The following is a 25,698-nucleotide window of genomic DNA, read 5'->3' as shown; positions in this document are numbered from 1 at the left end:
CAGCCGCTCCGGAATACAGATTTAAAGCTTTAATAAGACAAGAAAATTAAAATTATAACCTTATGCACATCGCTTACTCCGCCCTGCGTACCCGCACCATCAACAACCAAACCCAATTTGCAGACAAACAACTGCAGCAACGTTATGAGGGTTACCAAACAGCATGTAATAAATACAGGCATGAAATTGCTGCTATACAGAAGTATTTGCCCGGGTGGACACCGCGCTTTCGCTAACACTCCTGATGTTCAGATATGCAGTTTCAGATATGCAAATAAACACTCACTCATTCCATCATTCACTCAATCACTCATTAAATAAATTGCCATGATCAGACTTTCACAAAAATTCCGCGACCAGCTTTGGTGGCTTATCATCACCGTTGATTACAATTACAGCCGCATCTGCATTGCAGACCACGATTTGACCGACGATACCCTTACCCTATGGCTTGAGGACAAACAAGACTTTAAAAACTCGCTTGATGAATGCCTGCGCATGGATATCCCAATAAAAGCATTCGCCAAACTCATCAAAACCGAGAATCTAAATAGCTATGAAGGCCAAAAACTACATCCCAACAAGCAATACGCCTACCGCACCCGCATTCAGATCAACGAAGCCATTACCTGGTACAAACATGATGCATCATTAACAGAACAACAATGGGCCCGCGAAGCAATGCTTAAAGCAGTACTTACGCAATTGGTAGAGACTGAGGCAGCCGCACATAAAGGTTGGTAATTAATATGCCAAAAAGCATATTAAACATAATAACAATTGTCGTTTATTGATCAGTCAAATCATGGCCGTCGGCTTTAGCCAACGGCAAACCAGATAAGTAAAATTAGTTTCGGCTAAAGCCGGCTTACTCTTCGATATTCCGTTGCCTGAAGGCAACGGCAATGAAAAGCAAAACGCGATACTACAGTTCCCGGGTCTTAACTAACTGTTCTTCTTCAACAAGTTCTTGTATTTCGCTCAGGGCTTCGGCGGGGGCGCTGGCATAGTTGAGCTTTCTGAAACGCCAGATGGCAAAGGCCGGCTCCTGGTAACGGTTAATAAGTTTAAAGAATTTTGGGAAATTATGCACTTCATCCAACAGCACGCCGGTTACAATACCGTTGTTATCCAGTATCTCCCGTATGGTGTATTCTTTATCCTTAGTGATCCATATTTCGAAATCGCGGCGTATCTCTTCGCTTTTTTCAGGATCTATCTTATCGTTAATGCAAATTACTTTATCACCAGGCCTCATCAGGAGTCAAAAGTAAGAAGTTAAAAGTCTAAAGTCGAATACCCGGCGAAGAAACATATCTGTTTAACATAATGTTTTTCGACTTTCGACTTTCGACTTTCGACTTTCGACTTTCGACTTTCGACTTTCGACTTTCGACTTTCGACTTTCGACTTTCGACTTTAGACTTTCGACTTTCGACTTTAGACTTTAGACTTACCCTCCCGCCGGCATGGATACAAAAAAAGCTGTTCCTTTATCAGGTTCACTCTCCACCCATATACGGCCGCCCTGCAGTTCGGTAAACTCTTTGCATAACAGCAAGCCAAGGCCTACCCCCTTTTCATTATCGGTGCCAAAAGTTGATGTAGCCCTTAGTGTGAATAGTTCTGATTGTTTTTCGGTGGTCATGCCAACACCGTTATCCCTTATAATGAGCCAGCATTCATTACCTATTTGTTTGGCTTTAAAACTAATCTGCCCGCCCTGCGGGGTAAACTTTACGGCATTGCTAATGAGGTTGCGGATCACCAGTTGCAGCATATCACTATCTGCTACTATGCGGATATCCCAGTCAAGCTCATCAGTAAATTCTATGTTCTTTTTAAGGGCTATTGTTTTCTCCAGCTCAATGGTATTAAACAAAGCGTCGCGCAGGTCAACATAGCCCAATTTAACGTTTACGCCGTCCATCTGCGCTTTTGACCATACCAGCAACTTGCCCAGCATGTCAATAGTGCGGCGGGTAACTTTCAAAAGATCATTCTCAACCATGCGGCGCTCTTCGGTATCCAACTCGTACTCGGTAACCAACTCCAGATAGTTCTGGATATTACTGATTGGCGATCGCAGGTCATGCGCTATGATAGACATTAGCTTGTTCTTCTCAGAGTTAATGCGCTCCAGTTCCTGGTTCTGGTGAACTATCTGCACGTTCTGCATCTCAATAGCATGGGCTTTGTTAGCTGCAGAGCGGTGTTCATAATCATAATTATTACGCAGATAGGTAATGGTATAATAAAGCACTATCACCACCACTACATAGGCCGATGACAGGTCCCAATAGCGGTCAATTCTCTTTGAGTAGGTATAGGGAATAAACTCGGGGTAAAAATACTCTACCCAATGCCCCGCAAGGATGATGGCGATATTAAGCCACATCCAAAACTTTTGCTGCTTTTTGGGTACTACACAAAGCACCAGGAAAATACAAAGCCCCATAAGCAAGGCCGTTGGCCCCTGCGTACCCGAATTAAATATGTAATTGATGAGGAACAGCAGGTTACCTATAATGGTAAATATGGTAATGGTTGATGCTGTTTTACCGCGATACCTTGATTGGTAATATAAAAAAGAGAACAACAGCAGCGTTACAAAACTCAGCAGCGATATTACCGGTAGGCCTATCAAATAATTAAAAGGAACATTGTAAGCCAGCGCTATAATAGCCAGCACACAAAGCGAGTGAAATATCCTTACCTCTAAGGTGAACTGCGCCATTGAGCCTGTTAGCTTTAGCCACAAACGGTTTATGTGTGAAACAAGGCGCAAATGGGGTATTGTTTGAGTAATACAAGGTTACAAATAAAATATAACACAAACACTGAGGTTGTTACATTTTAAATGCAGATGAAATTATCTTAAATGATAATTAAAAAGCATAAAAAAAGCCGGGTGCAATATCCGGCTTTCTTTATCTTAATTGATGTTAGTTACGACTAAAACTGGTGCGGTTAAAACCCGGGCCATTGTCTTCTGCAACGTTAACAGTAATGCGTTTACCGTAGTAGCTTTGGCCATTCATACATTTAATAGCCTCTTTTGCTTCGTCTTCATTAACCATTTCAACAAAACCGAAGCCTCTGCTTTGTTTGGTTTCGCGATCTTTGATAATTCTGAGCGATTTAACCGGCCCAAAATCTTCAAAAACTGCATTTAGTTCGGCCTCGCTAACTTCCAGCGGAAGGCCACCAATAAATACTTTCATTAAACTCCTTTTCTTTTGCTACAAATATACGCAAAAAATGCGTTTTTTGGTGTTTAAACGGCTAAAAAGGAGCTTTGTAAATGGTTTTTTACAATAATGTGTCAAACTAACACTAAAGGCTATTTCTGAGCTTTAAAATGCAACTCGAAGGTGCCATCCACGCGATAGAAAGGCGACTCTGAGTCATCGTCTTTTGACAGGAAGGTAAAGAAAGTTCCTTTTGCAAGGGTATCGTTACGCATGTATGAAGAAAGCCTGATAGTGCCGGAATCACCGGGTTTAGCATATTGCATAAGTGTGTACTGGTGCGTGTGCATAGCATCAGGCATCATCAGTAACTGGCCACCTGCTACAGGCTTGGTCAAACTATCAGCAGCAATACCTTTTGAGCTGATACCGAAACTGATGTTATGCGCTTTGTTGATGGCTGTTAAACCAAAATAACGGTTATCGCCGCTGCTGAGGTTAACAAAGGCAACAGAATCATTTGCTGCATTAAAGGTGTAAGTAGAATCTTTAAGTTTGATAGATAATGTACCCGAAGTGGCGAGGTAGTTATCAGGTGATGTGGCTTTTAAAGCGCTATCAGCAGCAAGGGCAATTTTATGGTTTTCTACAGCTTGTTCGCCGGTATCTTTTTGGCATGCCGAAATAAACCCCGTAAGGAGCAATACCAAAAGTACATACCAATTTGTAAACCGTTTTAACTGCATAAGCACTACTAACCGCAATAAAATTACAAAAAACTCATGTCATTTATCCCCAGCGAACCCTCTCAGCACCGTATTTAACATTTTTTAACGTTATTATTAAAACGTAATTAAGGCTGCAAAGGTTTGCTGAAGATATTGAAAATTTCATCAAATTTTCATTTTTCTTTCAGAAAGCATTTTTAGAAGATCTCGCCTACCGTTACGAAGATCCCTTTTGATCCCTGGCTACCAAAACCATAATCGATAGCTATATTGGTTTTTGATACTTTGTTGAGTTTTATGCGTACGCCTGCACCATAGCCCGGCTGCACTTTTTGCAATGCCGAACCGGGCTCGGCCGAGAATGATTCTGCATTACCGAATACCACCCCACCTAATAAGCCATTGCGGGTAAGGCCAAAACGATACTCGGCCTCGCCGTAAACCATTTTAGAGCCGCGGAAACGGCCCTGTATATATCCACGGCCGGTACCGTTGTATTGGTCCCAGGTGTTGGCCGGCAAATCAAGATATGGGGGCTTGCCGTTTAAAACCAGCCAATTATAACTCCATAAGGCCAAAACATTACGAGATGACTCCGGGAAGCGGAAATACTTACGTATATCAACGATCAATGAGCGCCATGACTCGGTGCTGCCCAAAAACTTTTTGTTATCGCGGTATTGCATCGCCGCATAAAAACCTCTTGATGGATTGATAGAATTGTCCCTGATATCAAATAAAGCATTAAGGGTAATACCTGATGAAGTTGTGCTGCTTTGCGGGCCGTATTTAGCATAGTCGGATACGCTGCCATCGGGGTTACCTTTTTCTGATATGTTGAAGTGGTTGTCAAATATAAATCCCGCCCCGGCGTATAGGTTACCGCTGATACGGGTAAGTATAGTCTCGTAAAACCTGAAAAGGGTATAATCCATCGGGTTCTCATTTGCCGTTTTTGAGTTGGTACCCAGGCCAAAAGTACTCTGCGGATACTTGTAGTATTTAATATCGCCGATAAAATTGAAGCGATCGCCGCTGGTCCAGATGTTTGACTGCAGCGGGATAATGATCTGTTTGTTTTGCGTATAAGCCGAGTTTGAGGTGATGGTTGATATGCGCGTATTGCCCGGTAAACGGAAAGCAACATTTCCTGCCAGCGTTACCGCAAACTTAGTTTGCAGTGTGTAGCCAACTGCAGGCAATAATGAGAAAACAGGTTTGGCCCCTATCACGGTAGTAGGCTTGTTGGTAACCGTTCCTTTTTTATTAAAAATGCCTTTTATAAGGTCGTAAAGATCTTTTTGTGCAGCGGTATCCGTTTGCGCAACGGCAAGGGTATCTGTTATTCTGCGCTGGCTAAGCTTAACCGTGCTTTTATCCTGCGCAAACAGCAAAACCGGAAAAACGATGACCAGCACCGTGACTGTGAGTATCTTCATTATTAATAAGGTTCGGGGTGAGCTTATTACGGGGCAAATATAAACCTTTAAAAAAGCAGACTACCACAATTGACAAATAGTTACAAAAGGTCAACACAAAATTAATCCTAAAAACATTAGCAAAAGCCGGATATTTTTCTTATCTTTGTATATCAAATATGCCAATCGGCATTTTACACATACCTGTTAATTTCATGCCCCCTACTACCACTACCCGGCCTTACGGTACACGTATTGCGCGTTACTTTGAGCACATAAAAGGCGACTATCATTTTGAGGATGTCCCCGATAAAAAGGATGCCTCGATCACCACCAAACAAAAGGTTTATGACCGCGAACCCGAGCCGCCTACCCTGACGGGCCTGGCGTTATTTTTGGGTTTTACCAGCCTGCAGGCCTTTGAGGTTTACGAGCAAACAGGCTTTTACGCTGCACAGTTACAGATGGGCCGCCTTATGATAGAGGCCGAGTACGAAAAACGCTTGCACTATCAATCGGCAACGGGCGCCATATTTGCACTAAAAACCCTGGGCTGGAAGGAACAGCATGACCAAAGCACCGGCATAGATGGATTAAAAAGCATTAGTATCACTATCACTACAAGTGGCCCAAAGGTGGCACAGGCCGAAAAAGAAGTAGACCTATAAACCTGTTTTATGCACGAGAGAACATCTATCCTGTTTAAACATAATTTTGAGAGCACCGCACCGGTAGTAGTTAACCAGGGTGGCAGTAACTCGGGCAAAACTTACTCCATTTTGCAAGTTTTGTTTTGCTTCGCGATAGCCAAGCCCAAGCAGGTAATAACCGTTGTTGGCCAGGATATTCCTAACCTTAAAGCCGGTGCCCTGCGCGATGCCCTGGATATTTATGATGCCTCGCCTACCCTTAAATTACTTATTCGCAATTACAACAGAACCGACCGTATCTTCGAGTTCTTTAACGGCAGCCTTATTGAGTTTAAAAGTTACTCTAATGCCCAGGATGCCAAAGCCGGCAAACGCGATTACCTGTTTGTGAACGAGGCCAATGGCCTAACCTGGGAAGTTTACAGCGAACTGGCGCTGCGTACGCGCAAACGCGTTTATATTGACTATAACCCCAACAACGGCTTTTGGGCACATGAACGCCTGATAGGTAAACCTGATGTGCAGTTACTGATATCAGACCATCGCCACAACCCTTTTATTGATGAGGAGACGAGGCGAAAGGTTGAATCGATAAAAAATGAAGACCCTGAACTTTGGAAAGTATATGCCCGCGGCCTTACCGGCAAAATAACCGGGCTGGTGTTTACCAAATGGCATATCTGCGAAGAAATTCCAGCCGATGCCAAACTGATAGCTGCAGGGCTTGATTTTGGATACAGCGTTGACCAGGCAGGCTGCATTACCGTATATAAACAAAATGGCGAGCTTTGGGTTGATGAATTGCTGCATGAAACCGGCCTCACTAACACAGATCTTTCTGCCAGGCTAAAGGCCGAAGGCCTAACAAAAAACACCGAGATCATTGCTGATAGTGCCGAACCAAAATCTATTGAAGAACTTAGGCGTTTAGGTTGGTTTGTTACCCCTGCAAAAAAGGGTGCAGATAGTGTGTCCAACTCCATCGATATCCTTAAACGCTATACCATCAACGTTACACGCCGCAGCGTAAACCTGCGTAAAGAGCTGGGCAAATATACCTGGCGAACTGATGCCGCCGGCAAACCCATAAACCAGCCTATCGACCAAAACAACCACCTGATAGACCCATTGCGTTATGTGGCGCTGAACAAATTAAAAATAAAGGCCACCAAACCTTTGCAAAGCCGCCTGCCGGCCAGGGCACAAAACAGCCAAAGCGGCCTGTTTGATGAATTGATAGGCACTGCCTGATGCTTCCCCCCTCTCCCGTACTTTAAATCTTTATTGACCAATATGATCGAAAAAAATCTACTGACCACCCACGGCAAACTACGCCTAAAAATTCCGTCGCAATTGAGCGAGATAACACTTGGGCAAATGATGGCCCTGCAGGCAAAAAAAGAGCTGCGCGATCTGGATGCCATCAGCATCTTATCGGGCACGCCCCTGGCCAGCCTGCAGCAAATAAACAACGGCAGCGAATTAATGCAGTTTGCAGATACTATTATTGGCCTGTCGCAGCAAATAAAATACCTGTACAACGCCGAAGCTATCCCGAAAGAAATTACCTTAACTGTTGACGGAAAAATGGTTACCGTAAAGGTTACCCGTAACCTTGCCATGGAACCCGCCGGCGCATTTATGGCTGCCCGCGAGATCATCGGCGAAGAAATAAGCAGCCATATAGAACAATATGGAGAGGATAACTGGCAGAAAAATTTCAACCCATCGCTTGAGGCTTGTTGTAAAATATTAGCACAATACCTTTACTGCCGTGCAACGGGCTTGCCTTATGATGAATATAAAGCGGCAGAGTTTACAGAAAACATTGAGCAGCTGAGGGTAACGGAGGCGCTGCCCATAGCCCGCCATTTTTTTATCAGCTATCCCAATTGGTCAACCAGGAAAACAAGCTTCTTGCATCGCGTGTGTCGGCCATGGAGAAACGGGCGGGCATACAAACCTTCGAGAAGTTTAAATACATCAACACTGTAAACGCTCTTGCCGGCGGCGATCTCACCAAATGGCACCTCATACTGGCCATGCCTTACGAGCGTATCCTCACCAAACTGCTGCTCAACAAAACCGAAGCAGAATACCAGAAGAGATATAGTGAATTAGCCCCCTAACCCCCTGAAGGGGGAACAGAAGTTTAATAATCAATAACGAACACTGAATGTAGAATTTTGAATGATGAAGTAACTACTTCGACGTTCATCATTCGTTGATCGATGTTCAATATTAATGATTTAAAAGTATTTATCCCTGTGTAACCTATCAATCAAACGCTCCCCCTTCAGGGGGTTGGGGGGCTTCTCATCATGCGAAACCAAATAGAATCTATCACCCAAAGCCTTAGCGCATCACCTTCATTTTTGTACGGCACCGAAAAGGAACTGAATACCCTTGCCGATGATGCCGTTTTCCCTTGCGTTTTTATGCATCCGTTGCAGCCTATAGTGTTGTCGCCGCACGTAAACGGATCGGTGAACAATGTTTTCACCTTGTACCTGGAGTTTCTGTACAAAACCGATTTCGGGCGTTTCACTGCCGAGAACGAAGATCTGGTACAACAAGCTCTGCAAATAGCCAACGAATTTATTATAAAAGCCGGTAAATACCGCGATGCGGATGGCCGCTACTTCAGGCTTAAGGCGGGCGAAAAAGCCAAATGCCTGCCCGTTTATAACAAGTTTGATGTAAACACCACAGGCGTTGGGCTAACCATAACCCTCAACACCATGTATTTTGATGTTTACTGAACCTTCTCCTAAACCAATAATTGATCGTTAAAAATGAGTTTAACAGCAAGTATAGAGATATACCACAAACCATCTGCCATACTGGATAGTTATGGCAGCCGCACGCAGTACGCGCAGGTATCCATAGCTATTTATGATGACCTTACCGGGCAGCGCACCAACGGCAATAACTGCGTGGTTACTTACACCATATCAGACGGGGGTAACTCGGCCAAGATCACCCAAACGGCTAATATACCCGGGCTGCAACAAATAATTTACGATGGGCAAATAGGACAGGTAATGTTTAACAGTGCAGGGCGGGTAGTATCATCAACACTTAAAGAGTTTAATGTAGTAAGCGTTACCGGCGGCAGTACTACAACGCCACCGGTTGCACCGCCTGCAAGCAATCTTATTATCAGCAATGTAAGGGTAGATAAATCAGAATCGGCACAGGATGCCAAAGATGCGCAGATAACCGTTATCGCCACATCTAACTACCTGCCTATCGCCTATAAACTTGATAATACACTTACATCAGCCTCGCCCGTATTTACAGGGCTAAGCGGCGGCAGCCATATCATAACCGCAGTTGATGCATCGGGCAATACGGCAAGCTTTACCGTGTTTATCCCTACGGTTACCAATCTGCTGATATCAGACCCATCGGTGAAATTACCGGGTGGCAATATATCGAGGTGGAATGCGGCTTTCAATCCCATTGTGTTCACTTACCAGCGCCGCGACTTTGTTGTAAGTGGCATGGAGCAAAACCCTGCCGATGGCAATACCCGCATAATTATTGACGGTGATATGCGTTTGGTACAAAAAGAAGATCTTATCTACATAAAAACCCCGGCATGCGAGGGCACTTTTAAAGTGCTTGCCCCTTATGATGCTGCCCGCCTGGTAATAGATTTACCCTACACCTTTGGTAGCAATACCTATGTAGAGCGCAGTGGATTTGTGAACATCAACCGCCTGCGGCCTTATTACAAGATGCTTACCCGAATCAGTTTTTTTGACAAATTAACGGGCAAGGCATCAACCATTACATCATCCAACCGACCTGATAATGAGGGTAAAACCCGCGCAGATATCTCCAATTTCCTGCAAAGCCTGCTAAGAGCTAAGGATGACAATGATTATGCGGCCCTAAACTACCGCGATGAAAACCTGAGTGCCAGTTACCGGGTAACCTACGCCCAGCATTGGGACGATAACACGGCTGATGGCCATACCACTGCCTTCATTAATATAGAGCAGCCATATTACATACTTTACTCGGCAAGGCAGTTAGGCGAAAAAAACGGCGGCAATATGGCAGCCTACGTGCCATTTGCCAGTGTACCCAATGGTATTGAAAATGCAAAATGGATAACAGATTTTATTGAACCGGCCTACAGCAATGGCTACCCTTTTGATATTGGCTTTATTTACAGCGAAGACCTCGTGGGCCGTAGCATATATGCAGAATTTATTCCGCTGGATATTAACCGTAACCCGCTGGCAGGTACAACCAACACTTATCTTTTAAACGATGACGGCAGTTGGCTCCTGAACAGCGATGGCAGTAAATATGTTATTGCAAAGCAAAGCGTGGCCAAAGTTGCCGTACCGGGCCAGCTTGGGCTAAACCGCTTGCTAATACAGGGGCCTTTTGCTGATGATGTTTACTACCTGAATGTAACACTTAAATATGATGAGGGCGGCACTGCGCGTACGGTTACCCAAACGCAAACCATCCGCATTGATGATGCAGTTGAAGACCAATCTGTTTACCTGCGCTGGATAGGTTTGAACGGCAGCTGGAACAGGAATCGCAGAACCGCATAACAGATATTCGCCTAAAAGTGCTCGAGAGCCAGGTATCTATGCTGCAACACCAGATCAATCTCATTAACAATATCTCTGTAAAGTAGTGATACTGCTTTCATAATCATTATAAGAAACCATGGAAAAGAAACTAAGCGACAGTCAGTTGCATGAGCTTGCTATGTCTTTTGGTTACGAATACGCTTCGGTTAAAGCTATTGTAGAGGTAGAAAGTAACCAGAGAGGCTTTTCTGAAAAAACTGGTCGAATCATTATCCAGTTTGAGCCGACCTGGTTTAAACGCTTTAAAACAGATTGGCAAAAAGACACCGTAAATAAAACATGGCAAGCCAACAAAGTTGGCGACCAAACCGCAGAGTGGGCCGCATTCAACAGCGCATTTGCATCGTCGCCTAATGCAGCTATGAAAAGTACATCCATTGGCATGATGCAGATAATGGGTTTCCACTATGCCGAAATTGGCTTTAAAACTGTAGGCGCTATGTGGGATTTTGCCAAACTAAGCGAATACAACCAGGTAATACTTGCTTTGTGCTGGATAAAAACTATGCCCCAATTAAGCAAAGCCCTGAAAGCTAAAGACTGGCCAAAAGTGGCTTACTACTATAACGGCTCGGGGTATAAAACATTTAGTTACGATACCAGATTAGCCAGAGCGTATCAACTCGCAAAGAAACAAACAAATGCATAACACACCAACCGTAAAATTTGGGGCAGTAAACTCGCCTAAACCACAATGGGCTACCTGGATGTTCAGATCAGTGGCCATACTAACAACAGTAATTTCTTTTTGGATAGGCGCCACACAATTAATACATGACGAAGCTAAGGTTGAGGTCATCCTTGCCCTTAAATCTTTTGATATGCTGATCCTCGGTTTCAGTAACCTGTTTGGCATCGTGGTACCCGAAAAATCTCAATCTTAATTTTATGCTTAAAAAAATATGGCGCTGGCTAACCGGCGTAACCGCTAAGATCAAAAACAGTTTGCTTTTTGGTAAAGATATGGCAAACACCATCAAATCTGTGGCCGACAGCCCCTTGCTTGATATCATCGTTGCGCTAACCCCTACCGGGCTTGACGATGTTGCCCTGGCATCATTCAGAAAGTTCATGAATGATATGGTTGAGAAACTTAGCTGGGCTGATAAAATAATTTCCGAGGCCGACCAGCAGGAAAAAACAATTGTACTGCACACACTATCGGCTATTGCAGCACTCTGGAAAGCTGACAACGAACACAGCGGACTTTCACTTCAAACCACTTTAAGCACAGCTCAATTAGTTTATGACGAAAGCAAGGTTGACATGAGTCTATAAACAAAAAAGCCTCTCTGATTGCTCAGAGAAGCTTTTGCCGATTTGGAAGTGATCCCGCTGGGATTCGAACCCAGGACCACTACATTAAAAGTGTAATGCTCTACCAGCTGAGCTACGGAATCGGTCTTTCATTATTAAAATAAAAAGAGCCTCTTTTTCAGAAGCTCTTTTTAAGTTTTCGACCTGTTGAGAGGTCTTTGTGATCCCGCTGGGATTCGAACCCAGGACCACTACATTAAAAGTGTAATGCTCTACCAGCTGAGCTACGGAATCATCCTTTAACTTCTTTAGATAGTGTTATCCGTTTCCGTTAAAGTGGTGCAAATATAGGGCTATTTGTAATTGCCTGCAAGCCCTATTTAAAATTAATTGTAAAGTTTACAACAAGTCCCTATTAAACAAAGTATTAAAATTTCAATAAGCTAATGTTACCCCTATCGCCCGCTAACAATACTACCGAACCGTTCTTGGCTTTACGGCAAACATTGTAACTGGCGGCATCTATCTTTTTCCAGGTTTTACCACCATCTGTGGTGATATTAGTACCAGATGTGCCCGTTGACAGATAAATACCCTCTCTTAGATGCTCCACGCCAGACTGATAACCTGCGGGGCCTTCTGCCGGAGAAAAGGGTTTAACCTGAGTTTTGCCAAACTGAATAACAAACGCAACAGAATCTTTCAACCTATCTTTTGCATAATTACCGCCTACTATAACCTTTTCATTTTTACCAAAAGCTATTGAAAAGGCACCCATACTTGCTGCGCCATTAGTGAGCGGCAGGCTTTCATAAGCCCATGCGATACGGTTAAGTGGCGAACTAATCAATCTGCTTTCACTACCACCGGTAACAATAGCTACATATTTATTTGTGACCCTAAGGCATGTACCGCTTGCCGCAAAAGCCCCTTCATTTTTTACAGCGTTAGGCGCATCCTTCACTTGTGCCCAGGTGTTTCCACCATCTTTCGTCTCAAGCAATAGAAACTTGCCATTAATTGGGTCGCCTAAAACAAAGCCGTGCTTAGGGTTTTCAAAATCCATCGCATCCAAAAAGTAGGTAGTATCAGCCTGTTCAAATTTCTTCTCCCATGATTGACCACCATCAGTAGTTTTTAAAATATAGGCCGGTGAACCCGAGCTAATGATCACCGCTTCCTTGTCAGAAAAAGCTTCAATATCTCTAAAATCTGATTTCTCGAAACCTTTAACTTGTTGCCAGTCCCAGGTTTTACCACCATCATGGGTAATGGCTACAGTGCCACCGCTGCCGCTTAGCCAGGCTGTGTTATCGTTTATGACAGACAGCCCTCTTATGCTTGTTTTCCTTCCCTGAGAAAGGTTTACTACCGTTTGGGCGCTTACAATAGTTACAGAAACAGTAAACAGAAATAAAAATGCGATATAAATTCTCAGCATGATGTTTTAGCCATTTGATGTGAAAGCTAAGTTAAAAAGAGTTTATTTTAAATTTATATGTGTTAAAAAGCTAAAAAAATTATATTTGCACCCTCTAATGCCCGGATGGCGAAATTGGTAAACGTTGCGGTCTCAGAAGCCGTTGAGAATTGTCTCTTGAGAGTTCGAGTCTCTCTTCGGGCACATCCATTAAAGTCTTAAGTTGAAAGTGAAGAGCCTCCCGGCAAACGCTTCCGACTTGAGACTTTTTAAAAACAGGCCCGGGTGGCGAAATTGGTAGACGCACCATCTTGAGGGGGTGGCATTCGTAAGGATGTACGAGTTCGAATCTCGTTCCGGGCACTTCACAAACGGCGAATACAGCCAATAAACTTACTTTTTTTATAATAAAAAATTACCGTGTGTAAAAACGTGTGTAGTTATACATCTCACACAATTGTAACTTATTTGTTACAATACTTCACCCTATTCTATCGTTATATCGGCAATCAATATCCTTCGCATGTTTAATTTCCGCCTCGCTGTAATTGTAATAGCCCTTTTAACATTCACCACCTGTAAGAAAAATTCAAACGCTGATGAAAGCCCTAACCCTAATGATCCTTCTACCCCGCCCGGTGGCAAAACATCCTGGTGGCAACCTAAAGCCGGGGTAAGTTTTGATTGGGAACTGGATGACATTACCGCCAACGCAAGCTTCAGCGGTGATGTAGTTGATGTTGACGCTTTCACAACATCTGCCGAGACCGTGGCAGCGTTACATGCCAAAGGCAAAAAGGTTATAGCCTATCTGTCTGTAGGGACTTTGGAAGATGATCGTCCTGATGGCTCCTTATTACCTGCCGAAGTACTTGGCAAAAAATATACAGAGTGGCCGCACGAAAAATGGATAGACATAAGGCAACTGGATAAAATAAAACCATGGCTCAATTCGCGCATCAATATGATACTCGCGAAAAAATTTGATGCCATTGAGCCCGATAACTTAGATGGCTATACCAACACAACGGGTTTTCCGCTTACAGAACAGGATGCCCGCAATTATATGGATTACCTGATAACCCTTGCCCATGAAAACGGCCTGGGCATAGGCCAAAAGAACATTCCCGAAGTTTCTGCTGATTATGCCGCCAAATTTGACTGGGCACTTACTGAAGACGCTTTTAAACAAGGTTGGCAATTGCAGTTACAATCTTACATCAAACTTAACAAACCGGTGTTTGCAGTTGAGTACACCGATGTAACATCACAAAGCACCTTTGATAACAAATATTGCCCTGAGGCTGCTAAGCTGGGCTATACCGCAATCTTTAAAAAACGGGATCTGGATGCATGGGTAAGCAAATGCCGCTAAACAAAACATTCAAATAAGAAAGCCGGTGCTTTAAGCGCCGGCTTTCTTCGTTAATATAGGTTGATATAATTGCCATCTTGTTAAATACCCACGGCAGATGGTTTGCTCTTATGGGTATCTATGATGGTTTTCTTTACATAAGGGTACAGTGCTATCAATATCAGTACAACCAATAAAAACACGCATACCCACTGGTAATACTCTATGGATAGCCGCACCTGCGATTGCATGCTTACATTTTTAGCCAATAGTGCATTTGATACTTTTGCTGCTGCATCTTTTGCCATTCCTTTTGATTCCAATCCGGCGGCATAGGAAGCAAGGCGTTGAGTGAGTATCATATTATCAGTGCCCAACAGATTGAGCGAGCGATTATAGTGTTGGTTCTTGCTATAATCCGAATAAGCATTGATACAGGCTATGCTGGTACAAAAACTAAAAAATCTCACCAGCACACCTACTCCCGACGCCGACTGACTCAGGGTTGGCGGCACCGATGATATCATAAACAATATAACCGGCACCATCAGCATACCTGCACCCATGCCGTGTACTATCAGCGGGATAATAAAATCATCCTGATCTGCCTGTGCAGCAAACAGGAAGGTCATCCAGCCATGGAATATCAGCAGCAGCATAAAACCGCACATCCAGGTAAAACGGATGGGCCGTTTCATGATGGTTAAACGCGATGATATGATAACACCTGCAATAATGCCACTCACATTTGCCAGCATAATGATGCCCAGGTTCCATTGATCCAAGCCAAGCACTACTGATAGGTAAGTATTGGTAACATTAAGCGAGCCACGGCACATATACAATGCAAACAGCAGCAAAGCCCCTACACAATAATTGCGGTACTTAAACACATGTAGCGACAAGTAAGGCCGCCTTAAAGCTATTTGCCGTAAGGCATAAATTATCAGCAACAAAACAAAACCCGCGGCGGCAAAACGGATGCTACTATCAGCAAACCAATATTTCTGCTGCCCGTAAATGAGCACATAACCCAGTGACAGGGCAGCAAGGGCGTAAAGCAAAAAACTTGCCCAATCTAACTGATACAATGGCATACGTTTATTTACTCTTACATTATTGAGGATGAGGTAAAGCAATATCGTTCCCGGCAGGTAGGCATAGATAATTACTTTGTATAGCGTATTATAGTCAAATGCATCAGTAAGCGGCGCGGTTACCAGCGTCATCATTTGAGAGATAACCAGCAATATGCCGTAGAAAACCGAATAGCCAATTTCCCTTGCACGCTCAGTTTTAAGTCGATCAAATATCAGGGTAATGCAAATACTGGTAGCCGCACAACTCCCCATTCCCTGTATAAAGCGAAAGATCAAAAGCACTACCAGGTTTTGTGTAGAGTAACAGATGTACGAAGTGATGATGGTTAGCGCAGTACTCAGCACCAGATAATTTTTGATACTGATAAAGCGGAACAATCTCACCTCGAAACTATAAAAGCTCACCACCGCCGCATAAAACACGATCATGGAATACTGCACATCCTGCGGCTCAATGCCGTAATAACCTGCCGCCGCGCTGCCGTTAGCCATTGATAAGGCAAACAAGCCCAACGACGGGAATGCCACCAGGAACATGATTATACGGATCCCCCACTCGGGCATCCAGCTTTTAAATATTTGTTGATCAGTTGCGGCCATGGTCTTTGGGGATAACAACACTCACATTCATGCCGGCACGCAGGGGCTGAATCAGATCAGCAGCTTGGGTTAAGCGGATACGCACTGGTACACGCTGCACTATCTTAACAAAATTACCCGAGCTATTATCAGGCGGTAGCAGCGAAAAACTTGAACCTGTCGCCCCCGCAATGGAAACTATCTCACCTTTAAACATTTTATTAGGGTAAGCATCGGCATGTATCTCGGCTATATCGCCCTCGCGCATATCGGCTAACTGGGTCTCTTTGAAATTGGCTACCACCCACTTGCCAGAGCTGCGATCTACAATAAAAGCCAGCGTTTGCCCTGCTTGGATAGATTGTCCTTCCTGCACCGTGCGGCGGCCCATTTTTCCATTGTAAGGCGCTTTTATTACAGTGTAGCCCATATCCAGCCCCGCACGGTTCAATAATGCCTCCTTCCGTTTTATATCGGCATTAAGCACGGCACGCTGTGCGCTCACATCGTTAATTTTTGATAGTGATGACTGGTAGCTTTGTAATGAGGCCTCATAGTCAGATTTTGCTACAGCCAGAGCAGCTTCTATATTTTCCAATTGCTGGCGCGTGGCAGATTCTGCCTCGAATAGTTTTTTATAACGCGCATACTCTTGTTGCTTATTAAGTAGTCTTGCTTTTGCAGCGGCAATGGCGGTTTTACTTACGTCAGCCAGCTTTTGGGTGGTTTGCTCGTTGCTTCCTAAAACGTTCAATTGCGCTTTTGAATTAGCCAGAGCAGATTGTGCTTCCTGCTGTTGCAACTGGTATTCGCTGTTATCGATAACCAACAGGGTATCGCCTCTCTTAACATCCTGGTTCTCTTCGTAATAGATCTTATTGATGTAGCCGCCTACCCGTGATGTTACCGGGTTAATATATTCCTGCACCTGCGCATCGTTAGTTTCTTCGTTACGGTAAGTTTGATAGCTGTATATAGCGCCCCAAACCATCAGGGCGCACAATATTAAAAGCGCGATGATACCCGATACGCGCGTGATGATCTTATCTGTTTTATTTATGGTGATAGAGGTATTCATGTTATAAGTTTCCTATGGCGTTTTGTAATTGAAAATATTGTGCTTGTACAGCTATTTGTGCGGCAGCCAGCTCAAAGCGCGTTTGCAGCAAAGCGTTGTTGGCATCAAGCAGATCGGTAATTAATGAGGTTTGGTTGAAGTAAGTATTGTTTACAATGCGCGAATTTTCCCGGGCCTGTTTTACATTGGTTCGTGCCACCTCAACCTTGTGCCGAGCTTCTTGCAGGCGCAGGTACGCGTTGTTGACACTCAGCCTTATATTATCCTGCACATCCGAGTGCTCGGTTTCCTGTGTTTTTAATTCTAACTCAGCTACTTTTATTTTGTGCCTGTTAATGTACAAGCCCGAGATTGAGAAGGTAGCCCTTACCCCAGCTAACCCTAATCCATAAAAATAAGGTGAGTATGGGTAAAACATGATCTGCGGATAGCTCAGTTTATAATTGGCAAACAAGCCAACCTTGGGCATATTTTTGCCTTTGGCCGATTTTAGCTGCAACTCGCGCAATTGAGTTTCCCCTTCAGATATTTTGCCGGCAAACGCATGTTGATAAGCATCAGATAAATAATCGTTGTAACTTTTAAGTCCGGCGGTATCAACAGCAACGGCGGTATCGGGCTTTATCCTGATGTCGTCAGGTTCGCCCATGGTAACATCCAGTTGCTGGTTAGCTATTGCGATGTCGTTATCAATGGTATTAAGCGATAGTTTCTGTTTTGATAGTTGCAATTGCGCCCTTAACACATCGCTTTTAAGCACCACGCCATTCTTACGCAGTTGCTCTATTTTTTGCAGTTGCTTTTCCTGGAAGGCGATATCGCTCAGTAACAGCTGCCTAAAAACAATACTCTTTTGCAATTGCAAATACAGCATAGCCGCCTGCAGTTTCACCTGCGATGTGGTTTGCGCCATTCTGATCTGCTGCACGTTAGCAAGCGTTTTCTTTTGTGCAATGTTCAAATTGGTGCGCCCGCCGTTGTAAATATTCAAATAAGCATCCGCATCACCGCCGTAGGTGGAGTGCAGCACCGGAAATTGCGATGGCGTGCCAAACAACCCATTCTCAAAAACGGGCATATTGCTTACACGCGCGTATTCGGCACCTACGTTTATCTCGGGCAGGCGCTCGGCTTTGGCATCCTTAACTTCTTCCTGCGCAGTTTGTACCTGCAGTTGTTTAATGTGTAGTTGTTTATTGTTGGCAACTGCCTTTTCCCAAACGTCGGTAAGGCTAAGTTGCTGTTCCCCGGTTGTGGTGTTTTGGGCGAGGGCGGCCCGGTTTAAAAATAGCAGCGCCAGTGTGGCTGCGATGTAATATCTCCTGTGATTCATTATGCCACAAATGTCGGGCTTGGCGCGATGCAAAATTTGATGTAACTTGCCAATAATTAGATGAAACCAGACAAAGCAACAGATTTTGATTTAGCCTCTTTAGATTTGATAGACCGCCACCCAAAGGCGGTATGCGTGCTGCATGAAAAAGGAGAGAGGAAATTGCCCGTGCATCAACATCTGAAAGGACAGCTTACTTACGTTGAAGGCGGTATAGCCTACGTGCACCTGGTTGATAAAACCTTTGTGATACCGGCACGGCATTATATCTGGATACCAAAAGGCCAGATCCATCAATTAAGGATACGTCATATTGCCACCGATGTACGCAGCATATATTTCTATAGCCACGATGATAATAAAGACCCGTTTTATACCAAAATGGGCATTTACCCGGTAAACCGCCTGCTTCACGAAATGATCGTATACACGGCAAGTTTTGCTACAGAGGCTTTTCCGGGATCTGAGGAGTTTCAGTTTCTAAGCAGCTTAAAAAACATGCTGCCCCGCATCAGCAAAATACCCTTACCATTTGTTGTCCCCACCAGCCAGAACGAAAGGTTGCGCCCTATCATTGACTACATATCAGACCATATATCGCAGCCACTCTCACTGGCCGATGTAAGCAAACATTTTAATATGAGCGAGCGTACGGTATCGCGCTTGTTCCAGGCAGAGCTGAGCATTTCTTTCCTGCAATATCTTAAACAGCGCCGCATTATTAAAGGCACCGAACTAATGCTGCACACCCGTGCTAACCTTACGGAGATAGCTTATGAAACCGGCTACCAAAGCCTATCGGCCTTTAGCGCTACTTTTCAGCAGATGATGCACATGCGCCCGTCAGAATTTATGGCCAATATTTAATAGTGCTACACATTTCGGCCTCGTGCTTGTTATCCATAAATGAGCGCAAACAATAAAACCATACTCCAAACCGCAAACGAATTTGTAGCTAAAGGCGATTATGAATCGTTCCTTAACTATTGTACCGATGATACCGAATGGAACTTTATAGGCGACCAGGTATTGCACGGCAAAGAAGCCGTGAAGCAATACATGGCCAAAGCCTACATTGAACCGCCGATTTTTGATATTGAGACCATTATTGCCGAAGGCGACTATGTGACTGCCATCGGCCAAATCAGCATGAAAAATAAGGAAGGCAAAATGATCAGTTATGATTATTGTGATGTGTGGCTATTGCGGGATGGCAAACTGGCCGAGTTGAAGGCATTTGTGATAGAGAGATAGCCTGATGGGTAGCTCCTACGGAGCAAAATCTCCTAACGGGTTATAATCTACAAAGCGGTTGTCCCTACGGGACATCATCATGTTATAATTTTTCCTCGCCCTTGTTGGTGTTGTCACCAACAAGCCACATGCAAAGTAAACGCTTCAATAAAGAGTTGTTGGTGACAACACCAACAACGGCTTCGAGGTAACGGCTATGGGTAGCTCCTACGGAGCAAAATCTTCCATTCGATTATTTCTACAAAGCGGTAGTCCCTACAGGACAAGGTCCTTATTCTCTGCCGTTGTTGGTGTTCTCACCAACAACGGCTTCGGAAGACAATCAGATTAAAAAGCATAAATGTGCTTTTCAATGCCCCATCGGGGCTACCGCTTTGTAGAAAATTACATCAACGCTATTTTGCTTCGTAGGAGCTACCCACCCGGCGTTTTCCGGCATTATACACTTTTGTCATTTTTAAGCATTTGTTTTTCCTTTCATTATAAGCTAACAATTACTTAAAGGGCGTGGGATAAGTTTGCAGTATGTCTACCCGAAGGCTTACACCCGACGCTGAATTACTGCAACAGATGCAGGCTGATGACCAGCTTGCCTTACTTGCATTGATGAAACGGTACGACAAAAAGATCTTCCGCTACATTTTAGGTAAGACCCGATCGGCTGAGGCATCAGAAGAATTTGTGCAGGATATTTTTCTATCCGTTTGGAACAACCGCGCCAACCTTGTGATAACCGATAGCTTTGAGCCTTACCTGTACAAGGCCGCCAAATTTAAAGTAATTGACCATTACATAGCTGGCAGCAAGGCAATTGTAGAAGTAGAAGAAGTTTTGCAGGAGCGCGAATCATTCACAACGGCCTCGCCGGAGAATGCGGTTATTGATGCCGAACTCAACCAATGGCTACAAACCGAAGTGGAGAAAATGCCGGTTAATATCCGCGAAGCTTTCTCGCTGAGCCGTATGGAACACCTATCTATAAAAGAGATTGCCGGCAAGCTTTCCCTGTCCGAGCAAACGGTTAAGAACAATATCTCCATCGCCATAAAGCAGCTGCACTATCGCTTTAAACGCATCGAAAACCCGATGCTGATGGTAGCTATTGCGGTTAAACTCTTCCTTAATTAAACCCCCACCTGTTAATATTAGCCTAACAAACAATTGATGATTGTTTAACGGTACCTACTGCCTCATTTGCTGATTATAACAGCAGATGAACACTGATCGCCCTGCCGAGTTAAAGGCCCTTCTGGAAAAATACAAGCTGGACCAATGCACGCCTGCCGAGAAAGCACGTGTAGAGCAATGGCTCCAAAACTTAAGTAACAATGCGCCTGATACGGTATTGAACGAAAAGACTATCCTTAAACGGGCAAGGCGTAATATAATGGAGCAAACAGGCTTTGTGCCGAAAAGCCGCATAGAACGAATAATGCCTTTTATGCGAGTGGCGGCTGTTCTGTTATTGGTAGCAGGTGGTGCAGCTTACTGGTATTCATCGGTACAAACACAGGCACCGGTTATTACCCGTTTTGCCACCAGGCGCGGCGAGCAGAAAACCATTATGCTGCCTGATAGTACCGAGATAACGCTCAACTCGTCATCTGCCCTAACCCTTAGTTCAGATTTTAATCAGCGTAACAGGCGTGTATCATTAGTTGGCGAGGGTTTCTTTCACGTGAAGCATAACCCGGCTAAACCGTTTATAGTGAGCACCGGCGAACTGCAAACCCGCGTGCTGGGTACCCAATTTGATGTATTTGCCTACCCCGAGGAGAAAGATTATAAAATAGCTGTGGTTGATGGCCGCGTGCGCGTGAGCGAAGCTGCTGCAGGTAAAGTTACGCCGCTGGCAGGTGTACTTACCCGCAACCTCATGATCACCTACAACAAGGCCAGCCACAAAAGCTTTGTAGGCCATACCGATGCTGATGACCGCGCCGCCTGGAAAACCGGCAGACTATATTTCGAGAAAGCTTCTGTAAGGGCTATGGCAAGGGCTTTATCGCGCAAGTACAATGTGGATATTGAAGTGAACGACAAACCGGGCCAGGATTGCCGCTATACAGTTGGTTTTAACAACCAACCTTTGGATGATGTGCTGCGCGTACTGCAAAAATTAACCGGACTATCCTATCAGTATAATAACCAAAAAGTAATTATTAACACACCTAATTGCAATTAAACGCCCATGGTAAAACTCGCTTGATAAAAAAACAAAACAGGCAGGATGTGCCAACACCTGCCTGTACCATGGCTGCTGCAGCAGCAGGCCATCATTTTTTTACGATCTCTTTATCTCATAAAAACATTTATAAAAATGATAAAACTCTATCAAAAAGCAACAAAAAGTTTGTTTAAGCTATCGGCGCTGCTAACGGCGTTCATGGTATGCTTTGCAACGCCTTCTTTTTCTGCCGAAGCTCAGGACATGAAAACCGAGCGCATCAGCATCAATGCTCAAAACCAGAGCATCAGAAACATTTTTAAGCTTATCGAGCAAAAAACAGCTTTCATCATCAGCTACAATGCCACAAACTTTGATGCTGATAAACAAGTAAGCATATCTGCTAACAACGAGCCTGTTGTTAACGTTATTAAAACCCTTATTAAAGGTTACAAAGGCAATATCAGCCAAGTTGATGAGCAGCATATTTTGTTACAGATCGAGAAACAGCCTGAAGCAAAAGTAAAATCTGCCGATCACCATAATGACATCCGCATAAGCGGTACCGTTACAGACGAAAGAGGCGAAGCCCTTATTGGCGTAAGCGTTGGCATTAAAGGTACCGCAAACGGCACCACTACTGATGCCGGTGGTAAATTCTCATTAAACGCCAACCCAAATGATGTACTGGTTTTTCAATACATCGGTTTTGAGAAACAAGAGATCCCGGTTAAAGGCCAGGAAAGCTTTTCAATAGTATTAAAGGCCAATACACAATCGTTAAAAGAGGTGGTAGTAATTGGTTACGGTACCCAGCGCCGTGCTACTTTAACAGGTGCGGTTACTTCTGTTAACCTTGATAAAGTTACCTCACGCTCTATGCGTAGCATGGAAGAAGCTTTACAGGGTAAAGCAGCCGGTGTTGTAGTTAACAACAATGGCGGCGACCCAAGCGCTTCTCCTAAAGTTAGTATCCGTGGCTTAGGTGGCATCAACGGCGAATCGCCGTTATACGTTATAGATGGTGCCGTTTACTACCCCGGCACACCCGTTATCAACCCTAATGATGTTGAATCAGTATCGGTACTAAAAGATGCATCAGCCGCTATCTACGGTTCTCGTGCATCGGGCGGTGTTATTTTGATCACTACCAAAAAAGGCGTAAAAGGCAAAATGCAAATTACTGCCGATGTTAAACATGGTTTTGAAAATGCCTGGAGAAAACTGCAGGCGCTTAACGCCAAAGAATATGCTGATGTTTACAATGCAGCTACTGACGCTGCGGGCAAACCACGTATCCCGGCTTTTGACGCTACTGCTTATCCTGATGGCCAGATCACCCGTACTAACTGGGTTGATGAAATTTTTCGTACAGGCCAAACACAAGAGTACAATGTTAACCTTAATGGTGGCAACGATCGCTCTACCTATTTCATGAGCTTTAACTACCGCAAAGGCGACGGTATTTTATTGAACACTTTTGGCGAGCGTTATGCTTACCGCATAAATTCAGAGCACCAGGTTAATAACTGGCTAAAATTAGGCGAAAACTTATCTTACACTTACTCAAACTCGCGTGGTACAAACACTTTCAGCGGTTATACAGGTGCTATACAGGCAGCTATCTTTTACCCGCCAAGCGTAACCGTACGCACACCCGAGGGCGCTTACTCGGGCTTGCCAATTGCCTATGCAGGTTCTTATGGTGATGTGGTTAACCCGGTGGCCAACCTTGAGCGTATAAACAGCTACAGCCCTACTAATACCATTATTGCCAACCCATATTTAGAAGCAACGCTAATAAAAGGTTTAAAATTCAGGTCTAACTACTCTATCACTAAAAGCTTTGGTTATTTCAAAAGCTTTTCGCCAAAAGTACCTGAAGTTGGTAAGCCAAGTTTAACAAACAGTTTATCTGAGTCATCATCTCAGGATACCCGTTTCCTTGCCGAGCAATTGCTTACTTATACAACATCATTGGGCAAGCATAATATTAACGCCGTTGCAGGTTATACATACCAAAAAAACACCCAACAAGGTGTTAGCGCTTACATGGCGGGCTTCAACAATGAAAACCCTTTATTTCAATATTTTGAAAACGGAACGGATATTAATAGCAAAGCCGTAGGCGACTACAGAGGCAGTGATGCGCTTACCTCATGGTTGGGCCGTGTTAATTACGATTATGATGGCAAATACCTGTTATCATTAACAGGCCGCCGTGATGCTACATCATTGGTTGCTGCGCAAAACAAGGCAGAGAATTTTTATGCTGTATCTGGTGGTTGGGTGATCAGCCGCGAAAAATTCATGGAATCAGTTAACTGGTTAAGCAATCTTAAGTTACGCGGCAGCTATGGTTTAATAGGCAACCTTGCCACCGTAAACCGCTACGCAGTAAGGCCCTTACTGGCTACAGGTGGCTTTTATTTAGGTTCTGATCCTGCTCTTGGTACCGGTTATTATAGTTTCGACAGACCAAACCTTAACCTTAAATGGGCTAAATCAAGACAAACAGATATTGGTTTAGATTTAGGTTTCCTTAACGAGCGTTTAACCGTTTCTGCTGATTATTTTATCAAAGATACCGAGGATATGTTAATGAGCATTCCTGCAGGTATGGGTATCGGCTCAATAACTGTTAATGGTGGTAAAGTGCGCGATAAAGGCGTTGAGGCAACTATTACATACAATAGTGCACGTGATAAAGATTTCCGTTATAGCTTTAGCGGTAACCTTAGCAAGCTGAACAATAAAGTACTGTCATTACCAAACGGTGCTAAAACAGTAGGTTCGAGCCCGAGCGTGCGTGGTTTGCTTTCGCCTATCAGGACTGAAGTGGGCCAGCCTTTGTACTCTTTCTACTCTATAAAAACAAATGGCTTATTCCAAAGCCAGGCCGAGGTTGATAGTTACAAAAACGCAGCCGGCAACCTTATCCAACCAAATGCCAAACCGGGCGATATCAGGTTTGTAGATTACAACAACGATGGTAAAATAGATAACGACGACCGCCAGTTTGTTGGCAGCGCATTCCCCGATTTTACTTACGGTTTAACCATGAACTTTGAGTACAAAAACTTTGATCTTAACATCTTCCTGCAAGGTGTACAAGGTAACAGGTTATACAATGCCTTACGTTACACCAGCTTAAATGCAGGTGGTTTGGGCCAAAATTACAACCTGTTAAAAGATGTATTAAAAGCATGGACACCTACCAATACCAATACAGATATCCCGCGTGTATCAGCATCTGATGCTAACGGCAACTTTGGTACTAACTCTGATTTTTATATCGAGAAAGGTTCATACCTGCGCGTTAAGAACGTAACCCTGGGTTATACGTTTTCGCCAAAACTACTTACCAGGGCCGGCATCAACAACCTGCGCTTATACGCTACATCAAACAACCTGTTCACCTTCACCAAGTATACCGGCTTTGACCCTGAGACCGGCTTTGATAACTATGGTATGGATGTAGGTAAATACCCTCAATCACGTTCGTTCATCTTTGGCCTAAGTATTAGTCTTTAACCAAATCATAAAA

27 protein-coding genes and 4 tRNA genes are annotated in these 25,698 nt (G+C 44.1%); 20 read left to right on the top strand and 11 right to left on the bottom strand.

Features of this window, described 5'->3' with window-relative positions:
• Positions 1-62: 62 nt before the first annotated feature.
• A complete protein-coding gene (locus tag D0C36_RS24630; RefSeq protein ID WP_158557180.1) occupies positions 63-236 on the top strand; it encodes a hypothetical protein in 174 nt (57 codons plus the stop codon).
• Between the two features lie 91 nt (positions 237-327).
• Positions 328-744 (top strand): hypothetical protein, encoded by a 417-nt coding sequence (locus D0C36_RS22120; protein WP_117393894.1) that lies wholly within the window; start codon positions 328-330, stop codon positions 742-744.
• A 181-nt stretch (positions 745-925) separates the two neighbouring features.
• On the opposite strand, the gene D0C36_RS22115 is transcribed toward D0C36_RS22120, so the two are convergent.
• The 5 genes from D0C36_RS22115 to D0C36_RS22090 form a co-directional block, all read right to left on the bottom strand.
• Entirely contained in the window at positions 926-1,258 is a 333-nt protein-coding gene (locus tag D0C36_RS22115; RefSeq protein WP_117393893.1) for a hypothetical protein, read from the bottom strand.
• Positions 1,259-1,453: 195 nt separating this feature from the next.
• A complete protein-coding gene (locus D0C36_RS22105; RefSeq protein ID WP_117393892.1) occupies positions 1,454-2,737 on the bottom strand; it encodes a sensor histidine kinase in 1,284 nt (427 codons plus the stop codon).
• Positions 2,738-2,945: 208 nt separating this feature from the next.
• A complete protein-coding gene (locus tag D0C36_RS22100) occupies positions 2,946-3,224 on the bottom strand; it encodes an RNA recognition motif domain-containing protein (RefSeq protein WP_117393891.1) in 279 nt (92 codons plus the stop codon).
• 119 nt (positions 3,225-3,343) lie between these two features.
• The gene (locus tag D0C36_RS22095; protein WP_117393890.1) at positions 3,344-3,937 is read right to left on the bottom strand and encodes a hypothetical protein; all 594 of its coding nucleotides are present in this window, start codon (positions 3,935-3,937) and stop codon (positions 3,344-3,346) included.
• A gap of 179 nt (positions 3,938-4,116) precedes the next feature.
• Positions 4,117-5,358, bottom strand: coding sequence for a BamA/TamA family outer membrane protein (locus tag D0C36_RS22090; RefSeq protein ID WP_117393889.1), 1,242 nt, complete (start codon positions 5,356-5,358; stop codon positions 4,117-4,119).
• A 194-nt stretch (positions 5,359-5,552) separates the two neighbouring features.
• On the opposite strand from D0C36_RS22090, the gene D0C36_RS22085 reads away from it, so the two are divergent.
• The 9 genes from D0C36_RS22085 to D0C36_RS22050 all read left to right on the top strand — a co-directional run bounded on the left by D0C36_RS22085 (position 5,553) and on the right by D0C36_RS22050 (position 11,887).
• On the top strand, positions 5,553-6,005 hold the full coding sequence (locus D0C36_RS22085) for a terminase small subunit (protein ID WP_158557179.1): 453 nt from the start codon (positions 5,553-5,555) through the stop codon (positions 6,003-6,005).
• Between the two features lie 9 nt (positions 6,006-6,014).
• Positions 6,015-7,238, top strand: coding sequence for a PBSX family phage terminase large subunit (locus D0C36_RS22080; protein ID WP_117393887.1), 1,224 nt, complete (start codon positions 6,015-6,017; stop codon positions 7,236-7,238).
• A gap of 42 nt (positions 7,239-7,280) precedes the next feature.
• The gene (locus tag D0C36_RS22075; RefSeq protein WP_117393886.1) at positions 7,281-7,982 is read left to right on the top strand and encodes a hypothetical protein; all 702 of its coding nucleotides are present in this window, start codon (positions 7,281-7,283) and stop codon (positions 7,980-7,982) included.
• Positions 7,925-8,116 carry a hypothetical protein gene (locus D0C36_RS24425; RefSeq protein WP_147322082.1) on the top strand — a complete coding sequence of 64 codons (192 nt, stop codon included), beginning with the start codon at positions 7,925-7,927 and terminating at the stop codon, positions 8,114-8,116. The genes D0C36_RS22075 and D0C36_RS24425 overlap by 58 nt, the downstream gene beginning before the upstream one ends.
• Before the next feature lie 192 nt (positions 8,117-8,308).
• Positions 8,309-8,749 carry a hypothetical protein gene (locus D0C36_RS22070; RefSeq protein ID WP_117393885.1) on the top strand — a complete coding sequence of 147 codons (441 nt, stop codon included), beginning with the start codon at positions 8,309-8,311 and terminating at the stop codon, positions 8,747-8,749.
• A 33-nt stretch (positions 8,750-8,782) separates the two neighbouring features.
• Complete coding sequence (locus D0C36_RS22065; protein ID WP_117393884.1) at positions 8,783-10,567, top strand: hypothetical protein; 1,785 nt, start codon at positions 8,783-8,785, stop codon at positions 10,565-10,567.
• 118 nt (positions 10,568-10,685) lie between these two features.
• The gene (locus tag D0C36_RS22060) at positions 10,686-11,258 is read left to right on the top strand and encodes an N-acetylmuramidase family protein (protein ID WP_117393883.1); all 573 of its coding nucleotides are present in this window, start codon (positions 10,686-10,688) and stop codon (positions 11,256-11,258) included.
• On the top strand, positions 11,251-11,493 hold the full coding sequence (locus tag D0C36_RS22055) for a hypothetical protein (protein ID WP_117393882.1): 243 nt from the start codon (positions 11,251-11,253) through the stop codon (positions 11,491-11,493). Before D0C36_RS22060 ends, D0C36_RS22055 begins: the two co-directional genes overlap by 8 nt.
• 4 nt (positions 11,494-11,497) lie before the next feature.
• On the top strand, positions 11,498-11,887 hold the full coding sequence (locus D0C36_RS22050; protein WP_117393881.1) for a hypothetical protein: 390 nt from the start codon (positions 11,498-11,500) through the stop codon (positions 11,885-11,887).
• A gap of 49 nt (positions 11,888-11,936) precedes the next feature.
• On the opposite strand, the gene D0C36_RS22045 is transcribed toward D0C36_RS22050, so the two are convergent.
• The 3 genes from D0C36_RS22045 to D0C36_RS22035 all read right to left on the bottom strand — a co-directional run bounded on the left by D0C36_RS22045 (position 11,937) and on the right by D0C36_RS22035 (position 13,307).
• Positions 11,937-12,009, bottom strand: a tRNA-Lys gene (locus tag D0C36_RS22045).
• Positions 12,010-12,087: 78 nt separating this feature from the next.
• A tRNA-Lys gene (locus tag D0C36_RS22040) sits at positions 12,088-12,160 on the bottom strand.
• Positions 12,161-12,293: 133 nt separating this feature from the next.
• A complete protein-coding gene (locus tag D0C36_RS22035; RefSeq protein ID WP_117393880.1) occupies positions 12,294-13,307 on the bottom strand; it encodes a WD40/YVTN/BNR-like repeat-containing protein in 1,014 nt (337 codons plus the stop codon).
• 99 nt (positions 13,308-13,406) lie between these two features.
• Between D0C36_RS22035 and D0C36_RS22030 the strand changes: the two genes are divergently transcribed.
• The 3 genes from D0C36_RS22030 (at position 13,407) to D0C36_RS22020 (ending at position 14,661) form a co-directional block, all read left to right on the top strand.
• A tRNA-Leu gene (locus D0C36_RS22030) sits at positions 13,407-13,490 on the top strand.
• Between the two features lie 75 nt (positions 13,491-13,565).
• Positions 13,566-13,649 (top strand) — tRNA-Leu (locus tag D0C36_RS22025).
• Between the two features lie 160 nt (positions 13,650-13,809).
• Positions 13,810-14,661 carry an endo alpha-1,4 polygalactosaminidase gene (locus tag D0C36_RS22020; RefSeq protein ID WP_117393879.1) on the top strand — a complete coding sequence of 284 codons (852 nt, stop codon included), beginning with the start codon at positions 13,810-13,812 and terminating at the stop codon, positions 14,659-14,661.
• A gap of 80 nt (positions 14,662-14,741) precedes the next feature.
• On the opposite strand, the gene D0C36_RS22015 is transcribed toward D0C36_RS22020, so the two are convergent.
• Genes D0C36_RS22015 through D0C36_RS22005 form a run of 3 tightly spaced genes read right to left on the bottom strand, consistent with a single transcriptional unit; the run spans position 14,742 to position 18,730 of the window.
• A complete protein-coding gene (locus tag D0C36_RS22015) occupies positions 14,742-16,340 on the bottom strand; it encodes an MFS transporter (protein ID WP_117393878.1) in 1,599 nt (532 codons plus the stop codon).
• The gene (locus tag D0C36_RS22010) at positions 16,327-17,397 is read right to left on the bottom strand and encodes an HlyD family secretion protein (protein WP_117393877.1); all 1,071 of its coding nucleotides are present in this window, start codon (positions 17,395-17,397) and stop codon (positions 16,327-16,329) included. The genes D0C36_RS22015 and D0C36_RS22010 overlap by 14 nt, the downstream gene beginning before the upstream one ends.
• A 1-nt stretch (position 17,398) precedes the next feature.
• Positions 17,399-18,730: a TolC family protein gene (locus tag D0C36_RS22005; protein ID WP_117393876.1), complete on the bottom strand. Its 1,332-nt coding sequence runs from the start codon at positions 18,728-18,730 to the stop codon at positions 17,399-17,401.
• A gap of 60 nt (positions 18,731-18,790) precedes the next feature.
• Here D0C36_RS22005 and D0C36_RS22000 point away from each other — a divergent pair, with 60 nt between their 5' ends.
• From D0C36_RS22000 to D0C36_RS21980, 6 genes are all read left to right on the top strand, one after another.
• On the top strand, positions 18,791-19,597 hold the full coding sequence (locus D0C36_RS22000; RefSeq protein ID WP_117393875.1) for an AraC family transcriptional regulator: 807 nt from the start codon (positions 18,791-18,793) through the stop codon (positions 19,595-19,597).
• Between the two features lie 39 nt (positions 19,598-19,636).
• The gene (locus tag D0C36_RS21995; RefSeq protein WP_117393874.1) at positions 19,637-19,984 is read left to right on the top strand and encodes a nuclear transport factor 2 family protein; all 348 of its coding nucleotides are present in this window, start codon (positions 19,637-19,639) and stop codon (positions 19,982-19,984) included.
• A gap of 525 nt (positions 19,985-20,509) precedes the next feature.
• Complete coding sequence (locus tag D0C36_RS21990) at positions 20,510-21,112, top strand: RNA polymerase sigma factor (protein WP_117393873.1); 603 nt, start codon at positions 20,510-20,512, stop codon at positions 21,110-21,112.
• 85 nt (positions 21,113-21,197) lie between these two features.
• A complete protein-coding gene (locus D0C36_RS21985; RefSeq protein WP_117393872.1) occupies positions 21,198-22,169 on the top strand; it encodes a FecR family protein in 972 nt (323 codons plus the stop codon).
• Entirely contained in the window at positions 22,160-22,345 is a 186-nt protein-coding gene (locus tag D0C36_RS24625; protein WP_158557178.1) for a hypothetical protein, read from the top strand. Before D0C36_RS21985 ends, D0C36_RS24625 begins: the two co-directional genes overlap by 10 nt.
• The gene (locus tag D0C36_RS21980; protein WP_158557177.1) at positions 22,305-25,685 is read left to right on the top strand and encodes a SusC/RagA family TonB-linked outer membrane protein; all 3,381 of its coding nucleotides are present in this window, start codon (positions 22,305-22,307) and stop codon (positions 25,683-25,685) included. The genes D0C36_RS24625 and D0C36_RS21980 overlap by 41 nt, the downstream gene beginning before the upstream one ends.
• Positions 25,686-25,698: the final 13 nt, after the last annotated feature.

The organism is Mucilaginibacter conchicola, from assembly GCF_003432115.1.
Taxonomy (GTDB): Bacteria; Bacteroidota; Bacteroidia; order Sphingobacteriales; family Sphingobacteriaceae; genus Mucilaginibacter; species Mucilaginibacter conchicola.
Note: the sequence above shows the minus strand (reverse complement) of the source record. Positions and strands in the feature narration are given on the sequence as shown.